Here is a 25,270-nt window from a genome sequence, read left to right as displayed (position 1 = left end):
AAGGAGCCGCCATGAGCCAGAGCGCCGCGAGCAACCTGCCCCGCGTGACCTATTCCAACATCAACGAGGATTTCTCCGGCGTGCATGCTGTGCTGGACCGCATGATCCCCGAGGTGAAAGAGAAGCTTGGTCGCGAGCACCCGAACTTCATAGGGGGAAGCGACAGCCGCGAGGGCGTCTCCTATACCGCCCCCTATCCCGTCGAACGCTCGATCAGCCTTGGCACATTCTTTGCCGCATCGCCTGAGGCCGTAGCCTCCGCCGTCGAAGCGGCGCGCACGGCCTTTCCTTCATGGCGCAGGGGCGGCTGGGAGCGTCGGGTTGCGATGGCCCGCAGGGCGGCCGATATCCTTGAGGCCCGAAAATTCGAGGTTGCCGCCGCGTGTCTGCTGGAAGTCGGCAAATCCCGGATGGAAGCGATCGGCGAGATCGAGGAAGCGATCGATATCCTGCGCTTCTATAGCGGCGAAATGGAAGCCAATCGGGGCTTCGACAGGGCCTTGAAGCGCGCCCAGGAGCGCGAGGAAACGTTGGACGTTCTACGGCCCTACGGCGTCTTCGCCGTGATTGCGCCGTTCAACTTCCCTGTCGCGCTGTCGATCGGCATGTCGATCTGCGCACTGCTTGCCGGCAACACGGTCGTCTTCAAGCCGAGCCCGATGGCCGGGTTGACGGGAAGGCTCATCACCGACTGCTTTATTGAGGCCGGGTTCCCCGAAGGCGTTTTCAACCTGGTCAATGGCGGAAACGAGACCGGTGCAGCGCTTGCTGCCCATCCAGGCGTGGATGGAATCGCCTTTACCGGTTCGCATGCGGTCGGCATGCAACTCCTGCGCAGCTTCGGTACTGCCGGCGCGCATGCCAAACCGGTTTTGGCGGAAATGGGAGGGAAGAACCCGACCTATGTCGCTGCCTCGGCCGATCTGGATACCGCCGTCTCCGGAATGGTGCGGTCGGCTTTCGGCCTGCAAGGCCAGAAATGCTCCGCCGGCTCCGTGGTCTTCCTGCACGAAGCCATTGCGCAGCCCTTCATAGAGCGTCTGGTGGAAGCATCCAAAGCGCTGAAGATCGGCGATCCTTACGAGCGGGATGTCTTCATGGGTCCGCTGATCAATGAAGCCGCACGCGATCGTTTCCTTCGCTCGGTCGAAGCCGCCAAAGCTGCCGGCGCGACCGTGCATGGCGGCTCGTTGCTCAGAGGTGGCCTCTACGACAACGGGTACTTCGTCCAGCCTAGCATCGTGACTGGCCTACCCGACGATCATGCGCTGCATCGCGAGGAGCTCTTCATGCCCTTCCTCACGGTGCGCACTTTCACCGATCTCGAGGATGCGATTGCACGCGGCAACGCTGTGCCATACGGCCTGACGGCCGGCATCTATACGGAGGACCAGGCGGAGCTGGAAGAATTCCTCGATACGGTGGAAGCGGGCGTGGTCTACGCCAATCGCGCCAGTGGCGCCACCACCGGCGCTTGGCCCGGCATCCAAACGTTCTGCGGCTGGAAGGGCTCGGGCACAGGTTCCAAGGGAGGCCTCGGCTCCTGGTACCTCCCGCAGTTCATGCGCGAGCAAAGCCGCACGATCATGCGGTGATGCTCCCTTCAAGGCTACGGAAAAGGCGCGGTCGAAAGCCGCGCCTTTTTCTTATACTGCAGGATCGCGTGGACTTCCTGCCGAGCGAGACCGGATCAGACGCAGACGAACGGCCGCTGCCTGCGCGTGTCGCGGATTTTGAGCGGCAGGTTTGGCGTGATGGCGGCAAACTCTTCCAGCTGCAGATCGCGCGCAATGATCACGATTGCATCGTCCATGCCGGTATCTGCGATCCTGCGAGGCGGGTCGAAGACGGTGCCGACGCTCTGGAGCAGGATCGCGCCCTGCCCCTGCTCCATTCGCATGATGCCCTTGGTGCGCAGAAGACGTGGCCCGCAATAGGCTGCGAGATTGTCCAGCCACTCGAATAGGCGGTCCGGCTCGGTCGGCGCGCTCGGCCGGGCGATGAAAACGCCCGCGCGTTCGTGCGGGGACGGAACCGCTCGGTCCCGCGCGATGATATCCGCAAAGCATGTCTCACCGGCAGCGAACTTGAAGGCTGAGCGAACCCGCTCGCGGCCCCGATCCTCGTCCACGACACGCGCCAGCGGGTTGAGGGCGCCGACGAGTTCGACCGCCTTGAGGCGCTCCGGCCCGGCGACACGATCGGTCTTGGTAAGCACAATCGTCTGCGCTGCCGCCAACTGCGCCGCCGCTTCCTCGAACTGATCGCTGGTCAGCGCACCGTTCACGCAGTCATAGGTGGAAAGGACGGAGATGCGGAAGGGCACCGGTAGCCCAAGCAACTGGCGGATGATGGGGGCGGGCCGCGAGAGGCCGCTGGTCTCCAGGATGATGCGTCTCAGCGGGCGGCGGCCGAGCCGCTCATTCTCGTCCATGAGTGCGGCCACGGTCAAAGGCAGATCGCTCATCATTGAGCAGCAGACGCAGCCATTGCTGAGCTGCGCGAGCTGCAATCCCGACTGGGCGGAGGCGACTGTCGAGCCGTCGATATTGATCTCGCCGATCTCGTTGACGATCACGCCGGTGTCCTCGAACTCCTCCTCCCCCAGCAGGTCGAGAAGCAGCGTGGTCTTGCCGCTGCCGAGGAATCCGCTCAGCAGGAAGAATTCAGGCAGTTCGCCGGCCGTCGTCATCGGCGCGTGCGAGGCCTCGTGTCCTCGCCCTCGGCAAAGCTTTCGGCAACCATCTCCCGCACGTCCGCCAAAAGCTCGGCCGGATCATAGATGACGCCGTCCTTGATCGTGTACTGGATCCCCCGATGCCACTCCGTCTGCCGGGTGTCGTCATTGAGCCGCCAGGCGCCGGTACCATAGAGATATTTCAGGTCCTCCAGCGGGTCGTATCGATGGACGAGCAGGTCGGCGCATTTGCCGGGCTCGATCGTGCCCGTCTCGTGGTCAATACCGAGAAGCGCAGCGCTTTCCGAGGTCGCTGCCCGAAAGATCTCCAGCGGGTGGAAACCGGCTTCCTGCATCTGCTCCAATTCGCGAATGAAGCAGAAGCCGTAGAGTTGGAAGGTGAAACCGGCATCGCTGCCGGGACAAACCCTGCCACCCATGTTCTTGTAGTCGTTGCAGAAGCGCATCCAGCGGCGGAAGTGTTCCTTCCACTGCACTTCGTTGGTCGTTGTCCAGCGGTACCAATGCGAACAATGTCCGCCGCGATGCGGCTGGAAATAGGTCCACAGCGTCTTGTGCGTGTATTCGTCGTGCCAATCCGCGCGGCGTGCCCGCATCAGGTCGCGATTGGCCTCCAGGATCGCCAGCGTGGGCACGAAGGAATGGCCGAGTTCCAGGAATTTCTCCAGGGTCTCCTGCCATTTGGCGCTGCCCGGCTCGGCGGCCTGGATGAAATTCTGGCTGCTTGAATTGTAGCGTAGCGATTCATCCATGAAGTCGTATCCGACAGGATAGGCCTGCACCGCCCGGTCGGTGAACATCGCCTCCGGAATGCCGTAGAAATGCTCGGTCGAGGTAAGACCCCATTTCGCACTGCGCAGGGCATTTACCTTCGATACGGACATCTGCGCGTGATGGCAGCCCGAGCGCATGCCGAGATTGTTCGCTTCTTCGAGAGCCGCTTGCATGATGGCCGGCGGCGCGCCGAAAAACTTCAACCCGTCGACGCCACGCTCTTTCACCGCGCGCACCCATGCGCGTGCCTGCTCGACCGTGTAGATGGTCTTCACGAACTCATCCACCGCAGGGAAATAGGCGTGCGCCACGATCTTGGGCGCGGCGATCCTGTTGGCAGCGGCAGCCTCCTTCTGCTCCAGCGTCCAGCCGACGCCGTTCATGCAGGCCATCTCGCGCACCGTCGTGATTCCGTGCGCCAGCCACAGCTTGTAGACATAGTCGGCGGAAGGCATCGGCCCGCTCGCCGCATGGTAATATGTGCCGATATGCACATGCGCATCCACGAAGCCGGGGGTCACCAGCTTGCCCGTGCAGTCGATCTCGTGGTCACCGGGCGCAGGCCGCCGCTCCGGCTTAATCGGCATCTTCGGCACACCGACCAGAACCACCTCCTTGATGCGGCCGTTCTCGACCACGATGTCGTATGGTCCGACCGGCGGCGCACCCGTGCCGTCCAGGATGCGTGCCCCGCGCAGGACCAGCCGGCGAAACGGGCCTATGCCGCGGTCACGCGTCCTGGCTGGCTCGACAGCGGGATAGCCACGCGCGGCCATCGCGTTTGCAAGTTCATCGCCCGGAAGGGTCTCACCGAGGGTGCTTTGGGTCATGATTGGTGCCGAATTTTGGTTCTATTTTCCGTTTTTCGGAATTTCGCACGCACAAACATGCCCGTCAATCCATCTGGGCAAAGAAGATCGCCCGCGCTGGGCGGCAAACCGGCGCAACCTCCTCACATGTGGAGCAATCAGCCCGAATGCTTGCGGAAGCCCTGAATTCTCGAAGCGCTCGCCTCTATGGCATCAATAAGTGCGCTGATCGTCGGCGCCATCGGGCGCCCTGTGGCCGTGATCACGCCCCACTGGAAGGGAATGTCGAAATCGAGTGGAATGACTTTGATGCCGGCGACCGGGAGACCGGAAATCGTCGCCGATTCCACCACCGCGACACCGAGGCCTACCCGTGCAAGGGAGAGCGAAACATAGGTGGCGTTGCTGTCGATCACGCCGCTTGGTTCGATCCCATGCGCATCCAGCGCCTGGTTGATACGCATCCGAAACCGGTAAGGATTGGCGGAGGCGATCAGTCTCCTTCCCTGAAGATCGGGCGGGCCAAGCGTTTCCCTCGATGCAAGCTCGTCGGATTCTGAAACCACGGCGACGCAAGGCACCTCTCCGATCCAGTGCACGTCGATGCCGGGATTGTCCAAGGGCAGGCTGGCGACGCCCACATCTGCCGTACGCGCAGCTACGGCCTGCACCACGTTTTCCGACGCTGTACTCTGCAGATGCACATGATCGGGAAACAAATGTTCGGGCAATCCATCGAGGGCGCGCGGCACAATGCTTGCCGCAAGGGCCGGTATGGATGCGACCTCGATCGGCCGCGCGGAGGCCTCGGCAATCTGGCGCGCGCGCTCGCTGATCGTCCGCAAGCCGCTCAGGAAGAGTTCCGCTTGCGCAAAAAATGTCACGCCCTGCTCGGTCGGGGCGATCCGCGGTCCATTCCTGTGCAGGAGGGGGAAGCCGAGTTCCTGTTCCAAATCCTGGATAAGGCGCGTTATCACCGGCTGGGACTTGCCGAGCGCCTTCGCTGCGCCGGTCATGCTGCCGATCGACATGACCGCCACGAAAGCCTCAAGCTGCCTGGTTTCAAGATAATCGGGAACCATCAACTGGCCTGTGAGGATCAGTTGGTCGCCGGAGACGCTTTGACAGTGGAACCGCAATCATTCGGATCTCCTTGGATTCACGATGCGGCCGCTGTGGCCCCCGTGCTCCATAGGGCAGGTCTATCATCGAACGGATCCGGCGCCATCCGGCAGTTTCCCTTCTCCAGCCAAAGAACTGCCGGCTCCGACGCCAAATAGCGGTTCCAAGTGCCGGCCGGCGCTTGCGGTGCATCGTCCCGAAGGAAAGATACCCAGACGTCATGCACATCCCTGGCGAATTGACGATCCGTCACCGTCTGGCGCGCTGGAAGATGGCTCACATCCATGCCGTCGCGATACCACACTTCCCCCACCTCGGCGCCATGCGGAGCCCCCATCTCATCAGGTTCGATCGAACCATAGAGATATTTAAAAACGGGTTGGTGATCGGCATGTAGCCGCGCAAAGCGCGTGGCGGGGTTCTGGAAGACGAGGTCACCCGCCACAGCCCGCCAGATGCCACGTGGCGTGTGCTCCGGCAGCGCCTGCCGGTAACGGTGGACGATCTCCTCCCCCGTCAGTCCCATCGGGCGGACCCGCTCGTGAAGGAGCTTTGCCGCAATGGCAAAATCCATCTCGGGCTGGGCCGTGGCATGGGTGACATATTCACCGGTGGTACAGCCGATCATCATGGGCACCTGGACCGTGCGGCCATGGCGCGCAGCCATCTCGGGGTGTTCCGGAAGGGAGACCCCGTCGATCACCGGCACGAACGGAACGCCGAGCATCGCAGCGGACCCGTCGCGGTCGAAATCATGCTGCTCATAGGATTCGTTGCAGAGATCGCGCTGGGCGACCAGCAGCACTTCGAACGGAAGATCCTTCAGCGCACCCGCGTCTATCTCCAGACGTCGCAGCAGCCGGCGCGTGAGCTTTTCCGCATCCTCCATCGAGGCGATAGCAGTGCTTGCGCCGCTTTGCGGCATGGCTTTCGCAAAGAGCCCATGGGCGCGCGGCATCGCCATCACGGCGGCTACGGCAAAACCGCCCGCGGAGCGGCCCGCAAATGTTACCCGCCGGGGATCGCCGCCGAAGGCCGCAATATTGTCCCTCACCCATTCCAATGCCGCGATCTGGTCCAGGAGACCCCGATTGTCGGGCGCGCCGTCGAGATGAAGGAAGCCGAGAGCTCCCAGCCTGTAATTGACCGTCACCTCCACGATGCCGCTGGCGGCGAAGGCACCGCTTTGAAGTACGGCCTCGTTGGCCGAGCCGACCGCATAGCCGCCGCCATGGATCCAGACCAGCACCGGAGCACTGCCCTTCACGGAAGGCGTGCGGATGTTCACGGTAAGGAAGTCCGTGCCGAATTCGAGTTGCGAGGCGGCGGCCTTTCCAACCGGACCGTAGGTGGGGATCTGCGGGCAGACGGCGCTCAACCTCCGGGCGGAGCGGATTCCATCCCACCGCGAGACGGGCTCGGGAGCCGCAAACCGCCGTTCCGGCGTGATCGGCGCCGCATAGGGAACGCCGAGGAAGACTTCATACCCATTCTCGGAAAAGCCTTCGACAGCGCCGTTCAGCGTTTCGACAATAGCCATCTAAAGCGCCCTCCGCAGGCCGATCAGGCGTTCGACCGCGATGACCACGCCGACCGAGATCAAGATGAGGATCACCGAAAGGGCGGCGATCTGCGGGTCGGTTGAATATTCGAGATAATGGAAAATCTCCGTTGGCAGGGTCGAGGTCCGTACCGAGACGATGAAGAGCGAGATGGTCGCTTCGTCGAAGGAGATAAGGAAGGCGATGACGCCGCCGGCGATCAGGCCTGGGCTTACGAGCGGAAGCGTGATGCGCCAGAAGACCATCGCCGGTGACGCGCCATGGACGAGCGCCGCCTCCTCGACCCGCCGGTCTACCGACATGAGGCTCATCATGATGGTGCGAACCGTATAAGGTATCGTGATCCCCAGATGCGCGATGATGATTCCGGCATAGGTATCGAGCAGGCCGATCGGCGCCATGACGAGCATGATGCCCACGGCAAGGACGATATGCGGCACCAAGAATGGCGCGAGAATGAGAAAATTGACCGATCCCTTGCCGCGGAACTCGTGCCGGGCGAGCGAAAGCGACAACAGCATGCCCGCTGCCACCGCGCCGAGACCGACGACCAGCCCGATGATCAGGCTTCTGCCGAATGCGGAGATGAAGGTGGGGTTGGCGAACACCTTGGCATAGGAGCCGAAGGAATAACTCTCAGGCGGAAATGCAAGATACTGGCGCGTATCAAAGGAGATGATGAAGACGATGATGATCGGCGCCAGCAGGAAGAGATAAAGCAGCACGAGGAGCGTGCGCCAAGCAAAGCGACCGAGGAATGGGGTGCTCTGGTTCATCGCGCCCTCACGCTTCCAAGGCGCGAAGCGCGCGCTGGTAAATGACGATGACGCTGCTGAAAAGGACAAGCAGCAGCACGGAAAGAGCTGCGGCAAGCGGCCAGTTCAGCGTCACGGTCGCCTCGTTATATACCTCCGTACCCAAAACGAAGACACGTCCGCCGCCCATCAGGCGCGGAGTGACGAAGGCGGAAATGGCGAGCACGAAAACGAGAAGCGCCGCCGTCAATACGCCCGGCAGGCTCAAGGGCAGGATGATGCGCGTGAAGACCTTCAGCCTGTTGGCTCCCAGCATGGCGGCAGCCTCCTCCAGTTGGGTATTCAGGCGTCCGAAGCCGCTCAGCATCGCGAGGATCGCGTAGGGCATGAAGATTTCGATGAGCGCGACCGTCGCGCCGAAGCTGTTGTTGGTGAGGCGGACGACTCCGTCGGTCAGCGACAGCGCCTGAAGCGTGCTGTTGATGACCCCCTGGTCGCCCAGGATCACCATCCAGCCATAGGTGCGGACGACGGAGGAAGTCAGGAGTGGAGCGACGGCAAGTGCCGTCAGAACGCCGCGCCAGCGGCTCTCCGTGCGCGCAAGGAAAAGTGCGATGGGATAGGATAGGATCACGGTGAAAACGGCGACATTGAAGCCGAGAACGAGCGTGTTCCAGGCGACGAGCCAATAGAATGGATCGGTCAGAACCGTTTCATAAGACGACAGTGTCCAATCGCCGCCGCTGAACGCGCCGATGGCCGACGAGGCGAACGAAGCCCTGAAGAGCCATAGAAGCGGCAGGACGAATGTGACGCCGAGCGCCACCAGCCCCGGCAGAAGGAGCATCAGGAGCACCCGGCGAGAACCATCGGCGGAGCGGGCTGCCGGGTTCATCACGCCGCAGCCTTTTCTATGAAGGTTACGTCCTCCGGCGCGACGGCGAGGGTGATCTCACCGCCCTTTTCGGGAAGGACGCCGGCATGGGTCGGAAGATCCGCCTGAAGCCGCTGCGTGCCGCAACGCACCGTGAGCGTAAGGGTCTGGCCACGATAGACGATATGTTCCACCGTGCCGGAAAAGCGGTTCACCCCGGCGGCTCCGGTACCGTCAAGCACGAGCCGGTGCGGCCTCACCATCAATTTGACGGAAGATCCAGTCGGCGCCTCGCCGGAAAAACGAAGCTCGCCGAGCCCCTCCACTTCAGCCACCCCGGGCTCCCGGACCTTGCCCGAGAAGAAATTGCCGGCGCCGATGAAGGTGGCGACGAAATCCGTCTGCGGGCGGTCGAAGATCTCGCGCGGGGTGCCGATCTGCTCGAGCCTGCCATTGGACATGACCGCCAGCCGGTCGGCCATGGAAAGCGCCTCGTCCTGATCGTGCGTAACGAAGATCGCGGTCACGCCTGTACGGGCCTGGATTTCGCGGATCTCGTCCCGCATTTCATCGCGCAGCTTCGCATCGAGGTTTGAGAGCGGCTCATCGAGCAGAAGCAATTCGGGCTCAATCACCAGCGAGCGGGCAATCGCCGCCCTCTGCTGCTGGCCGCCGGAAAGCTGACTGACCTTACGCTCGCCGAGCCCGGTGAGCTTCACGAGATCGAGGGCCTTTTTTACCCGCTCCTCGATCTCGGTCTTGCCCACCTTTCGCATTTCGAGCCCGAAGGACACATTCCGCGCCACGGTCATGTGCGGGAAAAGCGCATAGGACTGGAAGACCATGCCCATATTGCGCTTGTGCACGGGGATGGCCGAGACGTCCCGGCCATCGATGCGGATCGCGCCGGAGGTCGGCGCGATCAGTCCCGCGATCATGCGCAGGATGGTGGTCTTGCCGCAGCCCGATGGCCCGAGAAGGGCAAGCATCTCGCCGCGGGGCAGCGAGAAGCTGACGCGGTCGACGGAAGGTTTCTGTGCGCCCGGATAGGTCTTCACGAGCTGTTCGATTTCAACGTGATGATCAACCATGGCGGCCTTCCGTCCCTGTCGCATCAATAGCGCGCGATGACTTCGCGGTTGATGCGCTGGATCCAGGGGGAATACTGGTCGGCGACAAAATTCCAGTCGAGCGACATCTGCGCGGCCTGCGCCTCCTTCGAGCCGTAGATGCGGCTTGCGACCTCGTCAGGAAGCTCGACCTTCGTGTTCACCGGCCCGTAGAAGCTTTTCTCGGCAAAGGTGGCTTGCGCCTCGGCGCTGAGCGCATAATTCACAAAGAGCTCCGCGGCTTCCTTGTTCTTGGAGCCCTCGACCAGCCCGATCGTGTTGGTCTGACCGATTGAGCCCTCCTTGGGAAGCGCGACAGCGATCTTGCCGCCCTGCGTATCGTGCAGATACTGGGCGCGGCCGTTCCAGCAGATCGACAGATCCACTTCCCCGCTCTGGACGACGGCGTAGCAGTCCGGCGCCGGCTCCCAAGTGGAGACATTGGGGGCGATCTCCTTCAGCATCTCCATGCCGGGATCGATGCTTTCCTTGTAATCGCCACCCTTCAGTTTCGTCAGGATCGGAAGCAGGATGACGCCGCGGGTGTCGCCTAGCTTGGCCGCAATCTTGCCTTTGTATTTGGGATCGGTCAGATCGTTCCAGCTCGTCGGCGGCTCCTTCACATTGTCGGTGTTGTAAAGGATCGCGAGATTGTCCTGGGAGAAAGCCACCGCCCGGTCACCGTCCAGCCGGGCCCAATCGGGCGCATCCGCGATATTGGGCACCTTGGCCGGATCCAGCTGGGCGAACAGCCCTTCCTGATTGGCCTTGATGGCGACCGAAACGTCGATCAGGGCGACATCGATTTCCGGATTGCCGCGCTGCAAGGTGAGAAGCGCCAGCGTCTCGGCCGAATTCTTGCTCGGTCGGTATGTCACGTCGATGCCGGGATATTTAGCCTCGAACGGCTCGATGATGAACTTCTCGTAATTCTCGGCAAAGACCCCGCTGAAGCCGATGACGTTCACGGTGCCCGTGACGGACGTATCCTGAGCCATGGCCGCGGGAGAAAGAAGAGAGAGCCCGATCGCGAGTGCAGAGGCCACTGCGGCTCGCCGGGATATGCTGGTGCGTATCGTCATGTGAGTGCCTCCAGTTGGGCGGTTGACGGTCAGGTGGCGGGACGCCATGCGGCGTCAAGGACCCGCAACCAGTTCTGGCCGAGAAGCTTGCGGACGAGCGTCTCGCTCCACCCGCGAGCGAGCATGCGTGCGGTCAGGTTGGGCATCTCGGTCATCCGCTCGATTCCCTTCGGCTTGTTGATCTTCACGGAGCCGAACTCGGTAAGCTTACGCGCGGTGCCCTTGTCCCGGTTCGCCCAGAGAAGCCACGGGCCCGGACGTGGCCGATCGAGAGAGAAATCAGTGCCGATGCCGACATGATCTTCGCCGACGAGATCGATAACATAGGCCATCGCATCGAGATAATCCTCGACCGTGGCGTCATTGCCGGCTGCCAGTCCCGGGGCGAAAAGGCTGACGCCGATGATGCCGCCCTTCTCCGCGCAGGCGACGAAAAGCTCGTCCGGCTTGTTGCGCTTCACATCCTTCAGCGCGCGGGGCAGGATATGCGAGATGCATACGGGCGCTTTCGAATGGGCGATCACGTCGGCGGTGGTCTTGTCGCCCACATGGCTCAGGTCGCAGAGCACGCCGACCCGGTTCATCTCCGCTAAAACCTCTTTGCCGAACCCCGTCAGCCCGCTGTCCACCTCCTCCAGATAGCCGGCGCCGGAATAGTTCTGGGTGTTGTAGGTGAGCTGCATGATGCCCACGCCCAGATCCTTGAAGATCTCCACATAGTCGAGCTTGTCTTCCAGCGGAGAGGTGTTCTGCCAGCCGATGATGATGCCGGTGCGCCCTTCCTTCTTGGCTGCGTGGATGTCATCGACCGTTCTGACCGGACGGATCAGATCGCTGTTCTCGCGCAAATAGCGTTTCCACTCGCTGACATAAGCGATGCCCTCGCGAAAATTCTCCCAAAGGAGCGAGGAGACGTTGACGGCCGTCAGACCACCGGCCCGCATTTCCTCGAAGATCGGGCGCCCCCATTGGCAGGTCTGAAGGCCGTCGATGATGATGGATTCGTCGTGGAGCTTCCTGGCGTCGGTCATTGAGCGTCTTCCTTATGGGCTTCGCGTTTCTTCTGCTCAGCCAGAGCACGGGCGACAAAATCCAGGCGGTCCTGACCCCAGAACAGCTCTTCGCCCACCACATAGGTCGGGGTCCCGAAGATGCCCAGCCGCTCGGCTTCCGCAAGATTGCCGCGCCATTCGGCAAGAATAGGCTCCGGTTGGGGATCCTGTACCAGCGCTTCTGCTTCCTCGCCCGCAGTCGCGCGGGCGATCGCCCGCAGGGTGGCAAGATCGGCGATGTCCCGGTCCTCAGCCCAGAGCGCCCGCTGGACGGCATAGGAGAAGCCGATGGCGTCAAGTCCGGCTTTCTGAATTGCGATCACGGCTTGGGCGGCAGGCTCTATTGTCCTGCAGGGATAGAATTTGGGCTTGAGATTGAGCGGAATGCCAAGATGTCTGCGCCAGCGGTCCAGCTCCACCTCATGATAAAGCTGGCGTGCGTTGGGCCGGGTGCGCAGCGGAATGCCGCCATTGGCTTCGATGATGCGGATCGGCCGCAGTTCAACCGCCGCACCCGCCTCCTGTGCAATCTGGACCGCCCGCTGCGCGCCCAGATAAGCCCAGGGAGAGGAAATGCCGTAGAAGATCCGCAGGGTCATGTCAGATGGAAGCATGGTCGGCGTCCTCTCGTTGATCCGCATCCTCCCATTCGTCACCGAGCAGTTCCGGCGTGTCGTAGGCGCGGAATTTCTCGAGGTGATGTGCTCGATCCTCGACGAACAACGACCGGGCAAGCCCCTGTGCCAGCCGCATCGCGCCATCGCTGATCGAAGGAATGCCGCTGGTGATCTTTCCGTGCGTGGGGACCGCGGGATAGGCGAAGCACGAAATATGGGAGATCGCCGTGGCAACGGCCGGATCAAGGCCGGCCTTGGGAAGAAACTCGAAGGAAGGGCCAAGATAGGGCGAGGAAGCAATGCCCTCGTGCTCCATGCCCGCGGGCGGGGTATACGCATCGCGCCAAAGCTGGACCTTGTCGGCAAGCATCGCAAATTCCGGCCTGCGCGAAAAATCGACGGAAAAGCCGGTCGAGAAGATCACGAAATCAGCGGGGTAGCGCCCCTTCGGTGTAACGACCAGCACACCGCCGGAAGCCTCCTTGAGATCTTCGATGGGGCTTGCGACATGAAAAAAGGCGTTGGGATGACGCGAAACACGCAGCACGCTGTGGCGCGGGGGCGGAATCTGCGCGCGCTCGCCTTCGACCATCAGCCACCATTTGTCGGCGTCGGGCAGACCGAGATATCCGTGCGTCATTCCCGGGCTCCCGACACCCGTGAATTTGTCGATGCGCGGAATATCGGGGCGGCGGACGAAAATATCGACGCGCGCGGCCCCAGCCTCCAGCGCGGCCGCGGCATTGTCCATAGCGGACGCCCCGGCCCCAACCACCGCGACGCGCTTGCCACGCAAGGAAGCGATGTCGATCAAGTCCGCGCTGTGGCCGACATAGCGTGAGGGCACCCGGCCGGCGACGTCCGGCAAGGAGGGTGCGCCGAGCCCGTCGAGCCCGGTAGCAAGCACGACGCGCCGGGCGAGAACCTGCCAGGCTCCGGCATTATCCTGCAAATCCAGGGTGATCAGCCCGTCGGGACGCAGACCGAGGGATGTGAGCGCGGTATCGTTGACGACATTCAGTTCGAGGATGCGGCGATACCAGATCAGGTAATCCATCCACATCGGGCGCGGGATGAGAACCATCTTCTCATAGGCTTCGGCACCGAATTGAGCCTCGAACCAGGCGCGGAAGGTAAGGGAGGGCACCCCGAGCGCCGGCCCGGCCGCTTCTTTGCGTGTTCGCAGGGTCTCCATCCTGGCATAGGTGATCCACGGCCCCTCCCGCCCGGCGGGGGCACGATCGAAGGCGCAGGTGTTGTAGATGCCGACCCTCTTCAACGCCGCCAGCGCTGCCAGCCCGCAAAGACCCGCTCCGATCACCGCCACGTCGATGACGTCCTGGCCGTCCACGACGCGCGGCGGCACCCAGTCCTTGGCCGGCTGGTTCAACCACAGAAGGTCGAGCGCAACCCTCTGCTCCAGGTCGCCGAGAGACGAAGGTCTCATAATTCTCTATAATTCTATTTTTGCATTTTAAGTACGCTATTATACACCAAACGCAGTGTAAATAGGCAGCGGGCAGCGTCTGCCGACGGAGTTGCCGCACCCAAGCGGCCCAGTCTTCCCGTCGCGGTCACCGGAATCCGTTGACCAAAGCTTTTCTCCTCGGCCATCCTCGTTCAAATAGGGCGAGGAGGAGAAGAAGACATGGCAGCAAAGCCTGTATTCGCGCTGAACCATATGTGCGCGCCGGCGCTTCCCATTCCCGATTTTTTGGACCTCGCGAAGAGCGTGGGCGCCGTCGGCGTTGAAATCCGCAACGATCTTGAAGGCAACGCCATCCTGGACGGCACCCGGCCGAGCCAGATCGCTTCGGAAGCTGAGGCGCGCGGCCTCACCATCCTGTCCATCAACGCCCTGCAGCGCTTCAACGAGTGGAATGCAGCGCGCGAGGAAGAAGCACGACGGCTGATCGCCTATGCCGGCGAATGTGGTGCCAAGGCGGTTGTATTGGTTCCGACCAATGACGGGACAGCCGTATCCAGGGAGAACCTGCGTGTTGCGCTCCAGGGGCTTCGGCCGTTGCTGGAGAACGCCGGCGTGACGGGGTTGATCGAGCCGCTCGGTTTCGAGACCTGCTCGTTGCGGCTGAAATCAGAAGCAGTCGAGGCCATCCAAGCACTTGAAGCCGGAAACACCTTCCGCCTCGTCCACGATACCTTCCACCACTTCGTTGCAGGCGAGCCCGGCCTGTTTCCCGCTCACACGGGGCTGGTCCACATCTCCGGCGTAACGGATCCCGTCGTGACCGTTAGGGAAATGCGTGACGGGCATCGCGTGCTGGTCGAGGAACAGGACAGGTTGGACAATACGGGGCAGATAACCCTGCTGCTCCGTGCCGGTTTTGAAGGCGCCTTCTCGTTCGAACCTTTCGCCGAAGCCGTCCACCGCCTGACCGATCCAAGGCCGGCCCTGGAAAGGAGCATCGCCTTCATCCTGCAAACCATCGACCGAAGCGGGGCTTAAGCGAAGGCAAGACAAGGCCGATGGTGGGATTCAGCCGATTGACAGGTGATCCGAGATTGCACTAACCTGAACTTGCCGCATGGGTATAAGCGCATCAATTCCGGTCATTCGACTAGAAGATGATTGCTCATTCGCTGGTCTCAGCAAGGAGCGAGCGCGCTTGGCCCCGGCACAAGCCCAGAAAAAACTCCACTGAAGTTCCAGCGATCGCGGTTTGTTGGTTCGGCCTGCCCGACCGTCCGGAAAGTTTTCCGGAGGCGGTTCGCAGGAACGGGTCGCGCGGGTGCCAGCTGGCGCCCATGAATGGGAGGAGTTTCATGCGCAGGGTTCTCCGTGCTGCAATGGCGGCGCTCTTGATGGCGATGGCCGTTCCGGCCATGGCGCAGGAGTTGACGCCCGTGCGTTTCATCCATGAGTGGCGCTTCGAAGGCCATGTCTCGCCTTTCCTGGTGGCGCTCGACAAAGGTCTTTACGAGGAAGAGGGGCTTGCGGTCACGATCGAGCCCGGCACCGGCAGCATCGACGGGCTCAACCGTATCGCCTCCGGTGCTTACGACATGGGCCAGATGGATCTGAACGCCCTCATCAAATACCGCGACAATCCCGATGCCCTGCCCATCAAGGCTGTGCTCATCACGTACAACACCGCGCCCTTCGCCATCCTCACGCTCAAGGATAAGGGCATCACCAAGCCCAAGGACCTGGAAGGCAAGCGGCTCGGAGCGCCGGCGGCGGACGCAGCCTATTCGCACTGGCCGATCTTCACGAAGCTGAACGACATCGATAATTCCACGATGACCATCGAGAATGTCGGCTTCCCCGTGCGCGAAACCCTCCTCGCCCAAGGTCAGGTGGACGCCGTAACCGCCTTTGCCAGCAACAAGCTGGCGCTCAAGGCAAATGGCGTGCCGGACGAGGACGTGGTCATGCTCCTGATGAGCGATTACGGGGTGAGCCTCTATGGCAGCGCAGTGATGGCGAGCCCAGCTTTCATGCAGGAGCACCCGGATGCCGTGCGCGGCTTCGTACGTGCCACCATCCGCGGCTTCTTCGAAACCTTCCGCGACCCGGAAGGCGCGATCCAGAGCATCGTAAAACACAATCCGGTTGCCAATCCCGACGTGGAGCTGGAGCGGCTGAAACTCGTGGCCGGGCTCAACTACCTGACCGACGACGTACGCAAGAACGGCTTCGGCGACGCCAATATGGAGCGCCTGGAGCAATCCATCGACCAGTTGGGGATCGCGTACGAATTCAAGAACCGGCCGAAGGCGGAGGATATCTACACGCCTGAGTTTCTGCCGCCGCTAGAGGAGCGCATGTACAAGGAGTGACCTGCGGGAAACCCTGGGAGGAAGGGAGAAAGCATGGCCTACATCACTACAGCTAGGAATGGCGAGACCCGTTTGGGCGCGTTGCGGAGGAGGTTCGCGATGAGCTGGGGAGGCAAGACCGAAAAGCTGATCGCGCCGCTCGGCTTCACCATTCTGCTCCTGCTCCTGTGGGAGGTCGTCTGCCGCGCTTTCTCGATACCGCAGATGATCCTGCCCACCGCGACCGAAACCTTCGCGGCCCTGTGGACCTTCCGGGCGGTGATTTTCGACAACGCGCTTGTGACGCTGTGGACCACCGTGGTCGGGTTCGGGCTGGCGATCGTGGTGGGTGTGGCTCTGGGTATCGGAATCGGCTGGCACAGAGCGATCTATTCCGCCGTGTACCCGATCCTGGTCGCTTTCAATTCGATCCCGAAGGTGGCGGTCGTGCCGGTGCTGATCCTGTGGTTCGGCCTTGGCGCCATGCCGGCGATCCTGACCGCCTTCCTCATCTCCTTCTTCCCCATCATCGTCAATGTGGCGACGGGACTTGCGACCGTGGAACCGGAGCTCGAAGACGTGCTGAGGGCGCTCGGTGCAAAGAAGATGCAGATCATGCGCAAGGTCGGCATTCCGCGCTCGCTGCCGCATTTCTTCGGCTCGCTGAAGGTGGCCATCACTCTTGCCTTCGTAGGTGCGGTGGTGGCGGAGACGGCAGGTGCCAGCAAGGGGCTCGGGAAGCTGATGCTGGACGCGCAAGCTGCGTTCCAGGTGCCGGTGGTCTTCGCCTGTCTCATCGTCCTGTCGGTGCTGGGCATCCTCCTCTACGCGGTCACGGCACTGGTCGAACGGCGCTATACGGGCTGGGCTTTCCGGTCCCAGCAGAACCTCTGAGAGAGGAGGAGAGAAGAATGGAAAGCTTCGTCTCCCTGAACGATGTCAGCCTCTCCTATGGCGGCGAACAAGGGCTGCTCGCGGTTTCCGGGCTTTCAATGTCGGTGCGAAAGGGCGAGTTCGCAGCCGTCGTCGGTCCCTCGGGCTGCGGAAAGTCTACCCTGATGAAGCTCACCACCGGTCTGGTGCGGCCGCAGAAGGGGCAGATCGCCGTGGACGGAAAGCGCGTCTTCGGCCCCATCAGCATCGTCGGGATGGCCTTTCAGAATCCGTCGCTGCTTCCCTGGCGCACGACGCTCGACAACATCATGTTGCCGCTGGAGATCGTCGAACCGCACCGGCAGAGGCTCGGCAGGCACCGCGATGAATATGTCGCAAAGGCCGAGTCCGTATTAGAACTGGTCGGTCTCAAGGGGTTCGGGGCAAAATTCCCCTGGCAGCTATCCGGGGGGATGCAGCAGCGTTCCAATCTCTGCCGGGCGCTGATCCATGACCCGGCACTGCTCATGCTGGATGAACCCTTTGGCGCACTCGATGCATTCACGCGCGAGGAGTTGTGGGGCGTTATTCGCGACCTGCACGCTGCCAAGGGCTTCACGGTGATCCTGGTTACGCATGATCTCCGGGAAGCGGTCTATCTCGCGGACCGGGTCTTCGTGATGAGCGCGCGGCCCGGTCGGGTGATCCAGGAACGAACCATCGACTTTGCACGGCCGCGACCGATCGACCTCATCTACAAGGCTGAGTTCAACGAGATCGTGCATGAGCTGCGCGAGAAGATCGCCGAGGCCCGAGCCGATGCCGTGGCCTATGAACCGGCGCCAAGCTGATAAGGAGGACTGACACCAGAATACCCGAGTCTGCGATCGCATTTTCGATCGCCATTGCCAGTATAAGCAGCAGCCGCTCCCCGCACCAAGCGGGTTCGGTCGGGAATTGCTGGCAAGCGGCCAATCCGCAGCCCGACCGACAGGAAATGAAATCCAGTTTGCAGGACTGTCGTCGGGTCACCGGTCAAACGGCGCCTAGTGGCGTCGCGCGTGAAGAAACCGTGGAGACGAGCAATGATAATCGACCTTAGCTGCTATCCGACCAAGATCCCTGACCTCGCTTGGCGACATGACGGCCCTCCCTTTACCGGCGAGCGTCTTTTGAAAATGATGGACGGTCCATTTTGGGTAAACGGCAAACCCCGCCGCATCGACAAGGCCTTCATCCAGCCGCCGCAGGGCAACACGATTTATACGGACGGGATGGGAAACCTGACCGGCCGCGAAGCCATCCGCGACTACATGGCCTACACGGTCGAGCTCGTGCAGCGTCATCCAGACCGCTTCATCGGCTGTTTCGTCTACAACCCGCGCTATGGCACCGAGAACGGTGCAGCTGAAATCGAGCACCACGCGAAGGAATACGGCTTCAAGATGGTGCAGCTCCAGGCCAACATGCACGCCTACCGTCCGGACCGCGCCCTAGACTGGCTGCGGCCTGCATTGAGGAAGTGCGCCGACCTGGGCCTGATGGTGAAACTCCACACGGGCGACGGGCCCTATTCGATTCCAACCGAGTTCTACCCGATCATCCGCGAGTTCCCGTCGGTTCCCTTCATCATGGCGCATTTCGGGGTGCAGACGGGTGGCGTGTACTGCTTCGAGCCATACCAGATGGCGCTGGACACCCCCAATGTCTACTGCGAGTCCGGCTGGTGCCTGCAGTCACGCATCGTCGAGTTTGCCAAGGAACTTCCTAAGGAGAAGATCCTTTTCGGTTCCGACACGCCTCCCAACGAGCCGGGCATGTGGCTGCGGCTTCTGGAAGTGCTCTGCCACGAGCCGCCGCAGGGGCTAAATCTCGATGAGGATACGCTGGAGGACTATTTCGGCAACAATGTCGCCCGCATGATCGGGATCGAGCCCACCCCGCCCCCGCGCACGAAGGAAGAAGCCGAGGCGTATCTCAGAGACGTCAAAGCATCGGCGGAAGCCGCCTGAGCCATCCTTCGCGACACGAATTTCCGGAAAAGAACATGATCATCGATACGCATCTTCACCCGACCAACCTCGTTGATGAAGCCTGGCGGCACACGGGCACGCCTTTCAACGGCGAGCGAATGCTGAAGCTCATGGACGGTCCCTACATGATCAACGGCAAGCCGCGCCGCATCGATATGGGCTTCATCCAGCCGCCCCCCGGCAACACCGGCTATCGCGACGGCAACCGCATGGGGCGCGACGGAATCCGTGATTACATGAGCTACATCGCCGAGCTCTGCCAGAAATACCCGGATCGCTTCATCGGCAACTTCACCTACAATCCGCGTTGGGGCCCGGAAAACGGGGCCGCGGAGCTGGAATTCCATGTGAAGGAATACGGCTTCAAGATGCTGAAGCTGCACGCGAACATGCATGGCTACCGCCCCGATCGCGCGCTCGACTGGTTGCGGCCGGCCATGAAGAAATGCGCGGAGTTGGGCGTGGTGGTGCTGATCCACACGGGCGACGGCCCGTATACGATCCCCACCATGTTCTATCCCATCATACGCGAATTCCCCATGGTGAACTTCATCATCGGCCATTTCGGCATTCAGACCGGAGGCAATTACTCCTTCGAAGCCTTCTGGATGGCGATGGACACGCCGAACGTCTATTGCGAGTCCGGCTGGTGCTTCCAATCGCGCATCGTCGAGTTCGCCAAGGAACTGCCCAAGGACAAGATCGTCTTCGGTACGGACTCACCCCCCAACGAACCCGGCATATGGCTGCGCGAGCTCGAAGTGCTCTGTCACGAGCCGCCACAGGGCCTCGGCATCGATGAGGACACGCTGGAGGGCTATCTCGGCAACAACATAGCGAAGCTGGTCGGCATCGACCCGACTCCGCCGCCGAGAAACCTGGAGGAAGCCGAAGCAAGGCTCAAGGACACCTATGCAGGCGTGAAGCGCTAGGCTTTGCTTTGAAGGCGGCGGTCCTTCGTGGACCGCCGCGCCCAGAGACCGAAGATTATGCCGGCAGGACAGCCGAACAGGTGAAGTATGACCGCCGCGTCCGATTTCGACAGACAGGATATTCGGCATTTCCTCGCTGAATATCGCGCAAACCATCCTGAGGATGTGCTGACGATCGAAGAGGCCATCTCCGACGATCAGGATGTTACCGCCTTCATCTGGAAGCTTGCAGGTGAAGGCCGCGCACCGCTTCTGCACTTCAAAAAGGTGACCGGGATCGGTGTGGAGGTGGTGAGCAATATTTTTGGCTCGCGCACCCGCATCGAGCGGCTTTTAGGAGCCGCGCCCGGCCAGCTTCATGAAGGCTATCAGGCCCGCGCGCGAGAGGCTGTTGCTCCGCAGGAAGTGGCGGACGGGCCGGTGACGGAGGTCGTGCAAACCGAGAATATCGACCTCTCGACATTGCCGATGATCCGCCATTTCGAAACCGATCGGGGCAAATACATTACCAACGGAATCGTGCTGGCGGAGCATCTCGACACCGGGGCGGGAAATTTGAGCTATCACCGTGCCATGATCCATTCGCGCGATCAGCTTGCCACAAGCCTGCATTCGCGCGGACATCTCTGGCGTCTGCTCAACATGGCTCGGGAAGAGGGAAAGCCGCTCCCGGTGGCCATGGTGATCGGCGCCCATCCCTGCTTCATGATCGCCGCCTCTGCCCGGCTTGCCTTCGGCGAGGACGAGCGCCATGTGGCAGGTGGCCTCCTCGGCGAACCGCTCAAAGTCGTGCGGACGCCCCGCTACGGGCTGCGCGTGCCGGCCTACGCGGAATTGGTGCTCGAAGGTGTCATTGACCATGAGGCGCAGGTGGATGAGGGGCCATTCGGCGAGTTCACCGGCTATTCCTCAAACCGGTCGACCAACAATCTCTTCAAGGTCGAGACCGTGATGCGCAGGCGCGAGGCCATGCTGGTAAGCGTGGCAGGAGGCAACTCGGCCGAGCATCTCAATCTCGGTCGCGTGCCGCGTGAATCGGAGATGGTGGAGAAACTCAAACAGCGTTTCCCCAGCGTGACGGCGGTGCATTATCCGAGCTCAGGCACGCACTTCCACGCCTATGTGGCCGTAAACCAGCAACGCCCTGGTGAAGCGCGACAGATCATGCTCGGCCTGCTCGGCTGGGACGCCTATCTCAAAACGGTGATCGCGGTGGATTCCGATGTGGACATCACGCGCGATTCGGACGTGCTGTGGGCGCTTTCAACCCATTTCCAGCCGCATCGCGACGTGGTCATAATCGACGGACTGCCGGGCAATGCGCTCGACCCGTCTGCAACAGGCATCGGCACGACCTCCCGCATGGGGCTAGATGCCACGCGCGGGCCGGATTTCGAAGGCGCGCTGGCTCGCATCAGCAGCACCGCATTCGAAAGGGCGGAGGCGATCCTGCGGAGGATGGGGGCGGTAGCTCATGCGCCGATCAGCAATCAACGTGATGCGGGCCAGAAGCTGCCTTGAGCTTTAGTCCGCACCTGGGGAGGAACGGAAGCGAATGAAGCGTTTCGAATATCATGAACCGGCGAGCCTGGAAGAGGCGTCGCGCCTGCTTGCCGAGCTTGGAGCCACGGCGCAGGTTCTCGCCGGCGGCACTGATCTGCTCGTGGAGATCAGGGAGCATCTGAGGCCGGTGACGCATGTGGTCAATATCAAGCGCATTCCCGGCTTGCGCGACTTTGCCTGTGACGACGCTCAGGGCTTGCGCGTCGGCGCGCTGATTACCGCACGCGAGGTTGAAACCTCACCACAGGTGGCGCGCCTTTTTCCAAATCTCGTAAGTGCCGTCGGCCAGCTCGGCTCCATTCAGGTACGCAACCGCGCGACGGTGGTGGGCAATATCTGCCGCGCCTCTCCTTCGGCCGACACCCTGCCGCCGCTCATCGCAGACGGAGCGCGCCTTTCGGTCTTCAATGGCAATGGCGAACGGAGCATTGCACTCGAAGAGTTCTTCACGGGGCCGGGCCGCACAGTCCTCCGCCCCGGCGAGATCGTCACCGGCATCAGCGTTCCTCCACCGGGCGCGCATAGTGGCCGCGCCTATATCAAGCACGGGCGGCGCAAGGCGATGGAGCTTGCAACGGTCGGGGTCGCAGTCACTCTGGAGCGAGAGGCCGGGCACTGCCGCGAGATCCGCATCGCACTCGGGGCGGTGGCCCCTACCCCCATCCGCGCCCGCGAGGCTGAGGCGCTGTTGCGGGGCGAGGCATTCACCCCCGAACGCGTGGCCGCCGTGGCGGAAGCCGCGATGACGGAATCCACCCCCATTTCCAATGTGCGCGCCAGCGCGGAGTACCGACGCGAGATGGTGGGCGTGCTCACCCGCCGGGCCATCACCCTGGCTATGGAGGCCATTCAATGAGTCAGATCGTTTCCATGACCATCAATGGGGAAGAGCGTGAACTGGCGCTGGAACCTTATCGCAGCCTGCTCGACACGCTGCGCAACGAAGGCGGGCTTACCGGAACAAAAAAAGGCTGCGATGTAGGTGATTGCGGCGCCTGCACCATCATCATGAACGGTAAGCCGGTCAATTCTTGCCTTGTTCTCGCGGTGGAAGCGGCAGGCGCGATGATCGAAACCATCGAGGGCCTTCAGCTGGCGCCCGACAAGCCTCACCCGCTGCAGGAAGCCTTCATGCGGTATGGCAGCGCGCAATGTGGCTTCTGCACGCCGGGCATCATCATGATGGCCAAGGCATTGCTGGACGAGAACCCGAACCCCACCGAGGACGAGGTCCGCTTCGGAATTGCCGGCAATATCTGCCGCTGCACTGGTTACACCAAGATCATCGAAGCAATCCTCGCTACAGCCGCGGATCTGCAGAGGGCGAAGAGCGCATGACCATCCACGACAAGACCTTCGAGAGCAAGTTTGCCGTCGTCGGGCGAAGCGTGAAACGCTCCGACACGCTGGAAAAAGTGACAGGGACGGCCTGTTATGCCGGCGATGTGGCGCTTCCCGGCATGCTGCACGGCAAGACCAAGCGCAGCACTGTTGCGCATGCGATCATCAAGAGGATCGATGTGAGCAAGGCGCTTGCGCTCAAGGGCGTGAAGGCTGTGCTAACCCACGAGAACGTGCCGCGCGTGTTGCACTACGGCTCACCGCATCCGCGCTCCGCCTCCGTCACGCGCGACCAATATATTCTCGACAACCGTGTGCGATACTGGGGCGAAGGCGTCGCTGCCGTCGCTGCAATTTCAGAGGAGATCGCCGAAGAAGCGCTCGACCTGATCGAGGTGGAATACGAGCCGCTGCCTGCCGTCTTTACTATTGAAGATGCGATGCGCGATGGCGCGCCTGTCATCCACGACAATGGCCTGCCACAGAACCAGGTGCTCCCCCCCGTGATCGTCGAGCGCGGCGATGTGGAGAAGGGTTTCGCGGATGCGGATTTCGTCATCGAAGGCGAATACGAACTCGGGCGGCCGACACCCGCCTATATGGAGCCCAATATCTGCGTCGCGCAGTGGGACGGCAACGGAAAGCTTACCTTCTGGAGTTCAACGCAGACCGCCTTCATGGTGCGCGGCGCGTTGGCAGAGGTGCTGGGGATTCCGCTCAACAAGGTGCGCGTGCTCGTGGATCATATGGGCGGCGGCTTTGGAGCCAAGCAGGATCTGTTTCAGCACGAATTCCTCTGCGCATTGCTTGCGCGGGAGACGAACCGGCCAGTACGCATGGAGTTCACCCGCAAGGAGACATTCCTGGGCGGCCGCACGCGCCATCCCGGTCGCATCTGGCTCAAGCAGGGTTTCCGCAAGGACGGCACGATCACCGCGCGGGAGGCGAAGGTGCTCTTCAATTCGGGCGCCTACGGCTCGCACGGGCCCGGCGTCACCAATGTCGGCACGGCCGCACTCACCTCGCTCTATCGCTGCGAGAATGTGCGGCTGGAAGGGCGCTGCATCTACACCAACGCGCCAATAGCAGGAGCTTTCCGCGGCTATGGGGTGGTGCAGACCTATTACGCTCTCGACCTGCAGATGGACGAAGCGGCTGAAAAGCTGGGCTTCGACCCGGCGGAGTTCAAGCTCAAAAACGCCGTCAGGGAGGGAGACATCGCCCCTTCCAATCATCCGATCGTGGGGCATGGGCTTGAGGACTGCATCCGCCGCGGCATGGAAGAGACCGGCTGGCCCGCGGTGCGGCGTCACGGCCGCGACACGGGCGTCAAGCGACGAGGCTGGGGGATCGGCTGCGAAATGCACGGGTCCAGCGCCTATCCCGGCATCAAGGAGCAGGGCAACGCGATCGTGAAGATGAACGAGGACGGCACGGTGACACTGCTCACCGGCACCGCCGGTCTCGGCACCGGGGCGCACACCGCCTTGTCGCAGATCGTCGCGGAGGAATTGGGCGTTCCGTTCGAGACGATCTCAGTGGTGCAGGGTGACACGGATGTGGTGCCCTGGGACATCGGCGCCTTTGCCAGCCATACGACCTATATGGGCGGCAGGGCGGCACAGATCGCTGCCGCCGACGTGCGGCGGCAGGTGCTGGCGCATGCCGCGCCGCAACTCGGCGCAACCCCGGAAGAACTTACCATCCGCGATGGGGTTATCGTCGTGGAGGGCTCTAACCGTTCCATGACCCTTGCCGAGGCGGTCGCGCCACAGAGGGGAATGCCTGCGATCCAACTCGTCGGCGTCGGCACCTATACCCCCACGAAATCCTACTCCTTCGCGGCCCATTTCGTGGAAGTCGAAGTCGATACGGAGACGGGTGAGATTCGTGTGCTCCAGGTCATCCCGGTGCACGAAATCGGCAAAGTGATCCACCCGATCGCCGCGCAAGGCCAGATCGAAGGGGGCATACAACAGGGGATCGGACACACGCTGAGCGAGGACTATGTGATCGATCATCAGACCGGGCGCTCCCTCAACGCCGGTTTTGTCGACTACAAGATGCCGCTCTCAATGGATATGCCGCCCATCCGCACGATCATCCTGGAGACCGCCCCCGATCCCGGAGGCCCCTATGGGGCAAAGGGGGTCGGCGAAGATCCGATCATCGCCATCGGCCCGGCCATTGCCAATGCGGTCTACGACGCCATCGGAGTGCGCTTCCGTCGTTATCCGATCACGCCGGAACATGTGCTTGCAGCTTTGAGAACCAAGAAGCAGGAGGTAGCCTGA

General features: G+C 62.1%; 22 protein-coding genes. 11 read left to right on the top strand and 11 right to left on the bottom strand.

All coding sequences use genetic code 11. From position 1 onward, the window contains the following. Positions 1-11 precede the first annotated feature (11 nt). Positions 12-1,595 carry an aldehyde dehydrogenase family protein gene (locus tag CHEJ32_RS0119855; protein WP_028035351.1) on the top strand — a complete coding sequence of 528 codons (1,584 nt, stop codon included), beginning with the start codon at positions 12-14 and terminating at the stop codon, positions 1,593-1,595. Positions 1,596-1,690: 95 nt separating this feature from the next. Here CHEJ32_RS0119855 and CHEJ32_RS25435 read toward each other — a convergent pair whose 3' ends face one another. The 11 genes from CHEJ32_RS25435 to CHEJ32_RS0119800 all read right to left on the bottom strand — a co-directional run bounded on the left by CHEJ32_RS25435 (position 1,691) and on the right by CHEJ32_RS0119800 (position 13,901). Continuing rightward, complete coding sequence (locus CHEJ32_RS25435) at positions 1,691-2,692, bottom strand: GTP-binding protein (protein ID WP_051469787.1); 1,002 nt, start codon at positions 2,690-2,692, stop codon at positions 1,691-1,693. Further along, positions 2,689-4,302, bottom strand: a complete 1,614-nt coding sequence (locus tag CHEJ32_RS25430; protein WP_034658819.1) for an amidohydrolase family protein — start codon at positions 4,300-4,302, stop codon at positions 2,689-2,691. Before CHEJ32_RS25430 ends, CHEJ32_RS25435 begins: the two co-directional genes overlap by 4 nt. 137 nt (positions 4,303-4,439) lie before the next feature. Then, positions 4,440-5,420 (bottom strand): LysR family transcriptional regulator, encoded by a 981-nt coding sequence (locus CHEJ32_RS25425; RefSeq protein ID WP_245261204.1) that lies wholly within the window; start codon positions 5,418-5,420, stop codon positions 4,440-4,442. Positions 5,421-5,440: 20 nt separating this feature from the next. Then, positions 5,441-6,943, bottom strand: a complete 1,503-nt coding sequence (locus tag CHEJ32_RS25420; protein ID WP_034658818.1) for a carboxylesterase/lipase family protein — start codon at positions 6,941-6,943, stop codon at positions 5,441-5,443. After that, entirely contained in the window at positions 6,944-7,741 is a 798-nt protein-coding gene (locus CHEJ32_RS0119830; protein WP_028035350.1) for an ABC transporter permease, read from the bottom strand. 7 nt (positions 7,742-7,748) lie between these two features. Then, positions 7,749-8,615: an ABC transporter permease gene (locus CHEJ32_RS0119825; protein WP_028035349.1), complete on the bottom strand. Its 867-nt coding sequence runs from the start codon at positions 8,613-8,615 to the stop codon at positions 7,749-7,751. Beyond that, positions 8,615-9,685 (bottom strand): ABC transporter ATP-binding protein, encoded by a 1,071-nt coding sequence (locus CHEJ32_RS0119820; protein ID WP_028035348.1) that lies wholly within the window; start codon positions 9,683-9,685, stop codon positions 8,615-8,617. Before CHEJ32_RS0119820 ends, CHEJ32_RS0119825 begins: the two co-directional genes overlap by 1 nt. Before the next feature lie 23 nt (positions 9,686-9,708). Then, positions 9,709-10,785, bottom strand: a complete 1,077-nt coding sequence (locus CHEJ32_RS0119815; protein WP_034658816.1) for an ABC transporter substrate-binding protein — start codon at positions 10,783-10,785, stop codon at positions 9,709-9,711. 29 nt (positions 10,786-10,814) lie between these two features. Continuing rightward, complete coding sequence (locus CHEJ32_RS0119810; RefSeq protein ID WP_028035346.1) at positions 10,815-11,816, bottom strand: dipeptidase; 1,002 nt, start codon at positions 11,814-11,816, stop codon at positions 10,815-10,817. Next, a complete protein-coding gene (locus CHEJ32_RS0119805) occupies positions 11,813-12,451 on the bottom strand; it encodes a 2-hydroxychromene-2-carboxylate isomerase (RefSeq protein ID WP_034658814.1) in 639 nt (212 codons plus the stop codon). Before CHEJ32_RS0119805 ends, CHEJ32_RS0119810 begins: the two co-directional genes overlap by 4 nt. Further along, the gene (locus CHEJ32_RS0119800) at positions 12,438-13,901 is read right to left on the bottom strand and encodes an NAD(P)-binding domain-containing protein (RefSeq protein ID WP_028035344.1); all 1,464 of its coding nucleotides are present in this window, start codon (positions 13,899-13,901) and stop codon (positions 12,438-12,440) included. The genes CHEJ32_RS0119805 and CHEJ32_RS0119800 overlap by 14 nt, the downstream gene beginning before the upstream one ends. A gap of 201 nt (positions 13,902-14,102) precedes the next feature. On the opposite strand from CHEJ32_RS0119800, the gene CHEJ32_RS0119795 reads away from it, so the two are divergent. The 10 genes from CHEJ32_RS0119795 (at position 14,103) to CHEJ32_RS0119745 (ending at position 25,270) form a co-directional block, all read left to right on the top strand. After that, positions 14,103-14,921 (top strand): TIM barrel protein, encoded by an 819-nt coding sequence (locus tag CHEJ32_RS0119795; RefSeq protein WP_028035343.1) that lies wholly within the window; start codon positions 14,103-14,105, stop codon positions 14,919-14,921. 317 nt (positions 14,922-15,238) lie between these two features. Then, positions 15,239-16,255 carry an ABC transporter substrate-binding protein gene (locus tag CHEJ32_RS0119785; RefSeq protein WP_028035341.1) on the top strand — a complete coding sequence of 339 codons (1,017 nt, stop codon included), beginning with the start codon at positions 15,239-15,241 and terminating at the stop codon, positions 16,253-16,255. A 99-nt stretch (positions 16,256-16,354) separates the two neighbouring features. After that, positions 16,355-17,128, top strand: a complete 774-nt coding sequence (locus tag CHEJ32_RS0119780) for an ABC transporter permease (protein ID WP_028035340.1) — start codon at positions 16,355-16,357, stop codon at positions 17,126-17,128. Positions 17,129-17,145: 17 nt separating this feature from the next. Beyond that, positions 17,146-17,958: an ABC transporter ATP-binding protein gene (locus CHEJ32_RS0119775; RefSeq protein WP_028035339.1), complete on the top strand. Its 813-nt coding sequence runs from the start codon at positions 17,146-17,148 to the stop codon at positions 17,956-17,958. 234 nt (positions 17,959-18,192) lie between these two features. Continuing rightward, positions 18,193-19,119, top strand: coding sequence for an amidohydrolase family protein (locus CHEJ32_RS0119770; RefSeq protein ID WP_028035338.1), 927 nt, complete (start codon positions 18,193-18,195; stop codon positions 19,117-19,119). Positions 19,120-19,154: 35 nt separating this feature from the next. Continuing rightward, the gene (locus CHEJ32_RS0119765; protein ID WP_028035337.1) at positions 19,155-20,072 is read left to right on the top strand and encodes an amidohydrolase family protein; all 918 of its coding nucleotides are present in this window, start codon (positions 19,155-19,157) and stop codon (positions 20,070-20,072) included. 87 nt (positions 20,073-20,159) lie between these two features. Beyond that, the gene (locus CHEJ32_RS25415) at positions 20,160-21,593 is read left to right on the top strand and encodes a UbiD family decarboxylase (protein WP_051469786.1); all 1,434 of its coding nucleotides are present in this window, start codon (positions 20,160-20,162) and stop codon (positions 21,591-21,593) included. Positions 21,594-21,627: 34 nt separating this feature from the next. Next, the gene (locus tag CHEJ32_RS0119755) at positions 21,628-22,491 is read left to right on the top strand and encodes a xanthine dehydrogenase family protein subunit M (protein ID WP_028035336.1); all 864 of its coding nucleotides are present in this window, start codon (positions 21,628-21,630) and stop codon (positions 22,489-22,491) included. Further along, positions 22,488-22,973 carry a (2Fe-2S)-binding protein gene (locus CHEJ32_RS0119750; protein ID WP_028035335.1) on the top strand — a complete coding sequence of 162 codons (486 nt, stop codon included), beginning with the start codon at positions 22,488-22,490 and terminating at the stop codon, positions 22,971-22,973. Before CHEJ32_RS0119755 ends, CHEJ32_RS0119750 begins: the two co-directional genes overlap by 4 nt. Then, positions 22,970-25,270, top strand: a complete 2,301-nt coding sequence (locus tag CHEJ32_RS0119745; protein WP_028035334.1) for a xanthine dehydrogenase family protein molybdopterin-binding subunit — start codon at positions 22,970-22,972, stop codon at positions 25,268-25,270. Before CHEJ32_RS0119750 ends, CHEJ32_RS0119745 begins: the two co-directional genes overlap by 4 nt.

It is taken from the genome of Chelativorans sp. J32 (assembly GCF_000518985.1).
Taxonomy (GTDB): Bacteria; Pseudomonadota; Alphaproteobacteria; order Rhizobiales; family Rhizobiaceae; genus Chelativorans.
The sequence above is the reverse complement of the archived record's forward strand: the minus strand, read 5'-3'. Positions and strand labels throughout refer to the sequence as shown.

Bases quoted from the DNA above. Each gene is read 5' to 3' on its own strand.
- CHEJ32_RS0119780 (WP_028035340.1), top strand. From the start codon at position 16,355: ATGAGCTGGGGAGGCAAGACCGAAAAGCTGATCGCGCCGCTCGGCTTC.
- CHEJ32_RS0119750 (WP_028035335.1), top strand. From the start codon at position 22,488: ATGAGTCAGATCGTTTCCATGACCATCAATGGGGAAGAGCGTGAACTG.
- CHEJ32_RS0119745 (WP_028035334.1), top strand. From the start codon at position 22,970: ATGACCATCCACGACAAGACCTTCGAGAGCAAGTTTGCCGTCGTCGGG.
- CHEJ32_RS0119770 (WP_028035338.1), top strand. From the start codon at position 18,193: ATGATAATCGACCTTAGCTGCTATCCGACCAAGATCCCTGACCTCGCT.
- CHEJ32_RS25435 (WP_051469787.1), bottom strand. From the start codon at position 2,692: ATGACGACGGCCGGCGAACTGCCTGAATTCTTCCTGCTGAGCGGATTC.
- CHEJ32_RS0119800 (WP_028035344.1), bottom strand. From the start codon at position 13,901: ATGAGACCTTCGTCTCTCGGCGACCTGGAGCAGAGGGTTGCGCTCGAC.
- CHEJ32_RS0119830 (WP_028035350.1), bottom strand. From the start codon at position 7,741: ATGAACCAGAGCACCCCATTCCTCGGTCGCTTTGCTTGGCGCACGCTC.
- CHEJ32_RS25430 (WP_034658819.1), bottom strand. From the start codon at position 4,302: ATGACCCAAAGCACCCTCGGTGAGACCCTTCCGGGCGATGAACTTGCA.
- CHEJ32_RS25415 (WP_051469786.1), top strand. From the start codon at position 20,160: ATGACCGCCGCGTCCGATTTCGACAGACAGGATATTCGGCATTTCCTC.
- CHEJ32_RS0119755 (WP_028035336.1), top strand. From the start codon at position 21,628: ATGAAGCGTTTCGAATATCATGAACCGGCGAGCCTGGAAGAGGCGTCG.
- CHEJ32_RS0119765 (WP_028035337.1), top strand. From the start codon at position 19,155: ATGATCATCGATACGCATCTTCACCCGACCAACCTCGTTGATGAAGCC.
- CHEJ32_RS0119815 (WP_034658816.1), bottom strand. From the start codon at position 10,785: ATGACGATACGCACCAGCATATCCCGGCGAGCCGCAGTGGCCTCTGCA.
- CHEJ32_RS25420 (WP_034658818.1), bottom strand. From the start codon at position 6,943: ATGGCTATTGTCGAAACGCTGAACGGCGCTGTCGAAGGCTTTTCCGAG.
- CHEJ32_RS0119785 (WP_028035341.1), top strand. From the start codon at position 15,239: ATGCGCAGGGTTCTCCGTGCTGCAATGGCGGCGCTCTTGATGGCGATG.
- CHEJ32_RS0119820 (WP_028035348.1), bottom strand. From the start codon at position 9,685: ATGGTTGATCATCACGTTGAAATCGAACAGCTCGTGAAGACCTATCCG.
- CHEJ32_RS0119805 (WP_034658814.1), bottom strand. From the start codon at position 12,451: ATGCTTCCATCTGACATGACCCTGCGGATCTTCTACGGCATTTCCTCT.
- CHEJ32_RS0119825 (WP_028035349.1), bottom strand. From the start codon at position 8,615: ATGAACCCGGCAGCCCGCTCCGCCGATGGTTCTCGCCGGGTGCTCCTG.
- CHEJ32_RS0119775 (WP_028035339.1), top strand. From the start codon at position 17,146: ATGGAAAGCTTCGTCTCCCTGAACGATGTCAGCCTCTCCTATGGCGGC.
- CHEJ32_RS0119795 (WP_028035343.1), top strand. From the start codon at position 14,103: ATGGCAGCAAAGCCTGTATTCGCGCTGAACCATATGTGCGCGCCGGCG.
- CHEJ32_RS0119810 (WP_028035346.1), bottom strand. From the start codon at position 11,816: ATGACCGACGCCAGGAAGCTCCACGACGAATCCATCATCATCGACGGC.
- CHEJ32_RS0119855 (WP_028035351.1), top strand. From the start codon at position 12: ATGAGCCAGAGCGCCGCGAGCAACCTGCCCCGCGTGACCTATTCCAAC.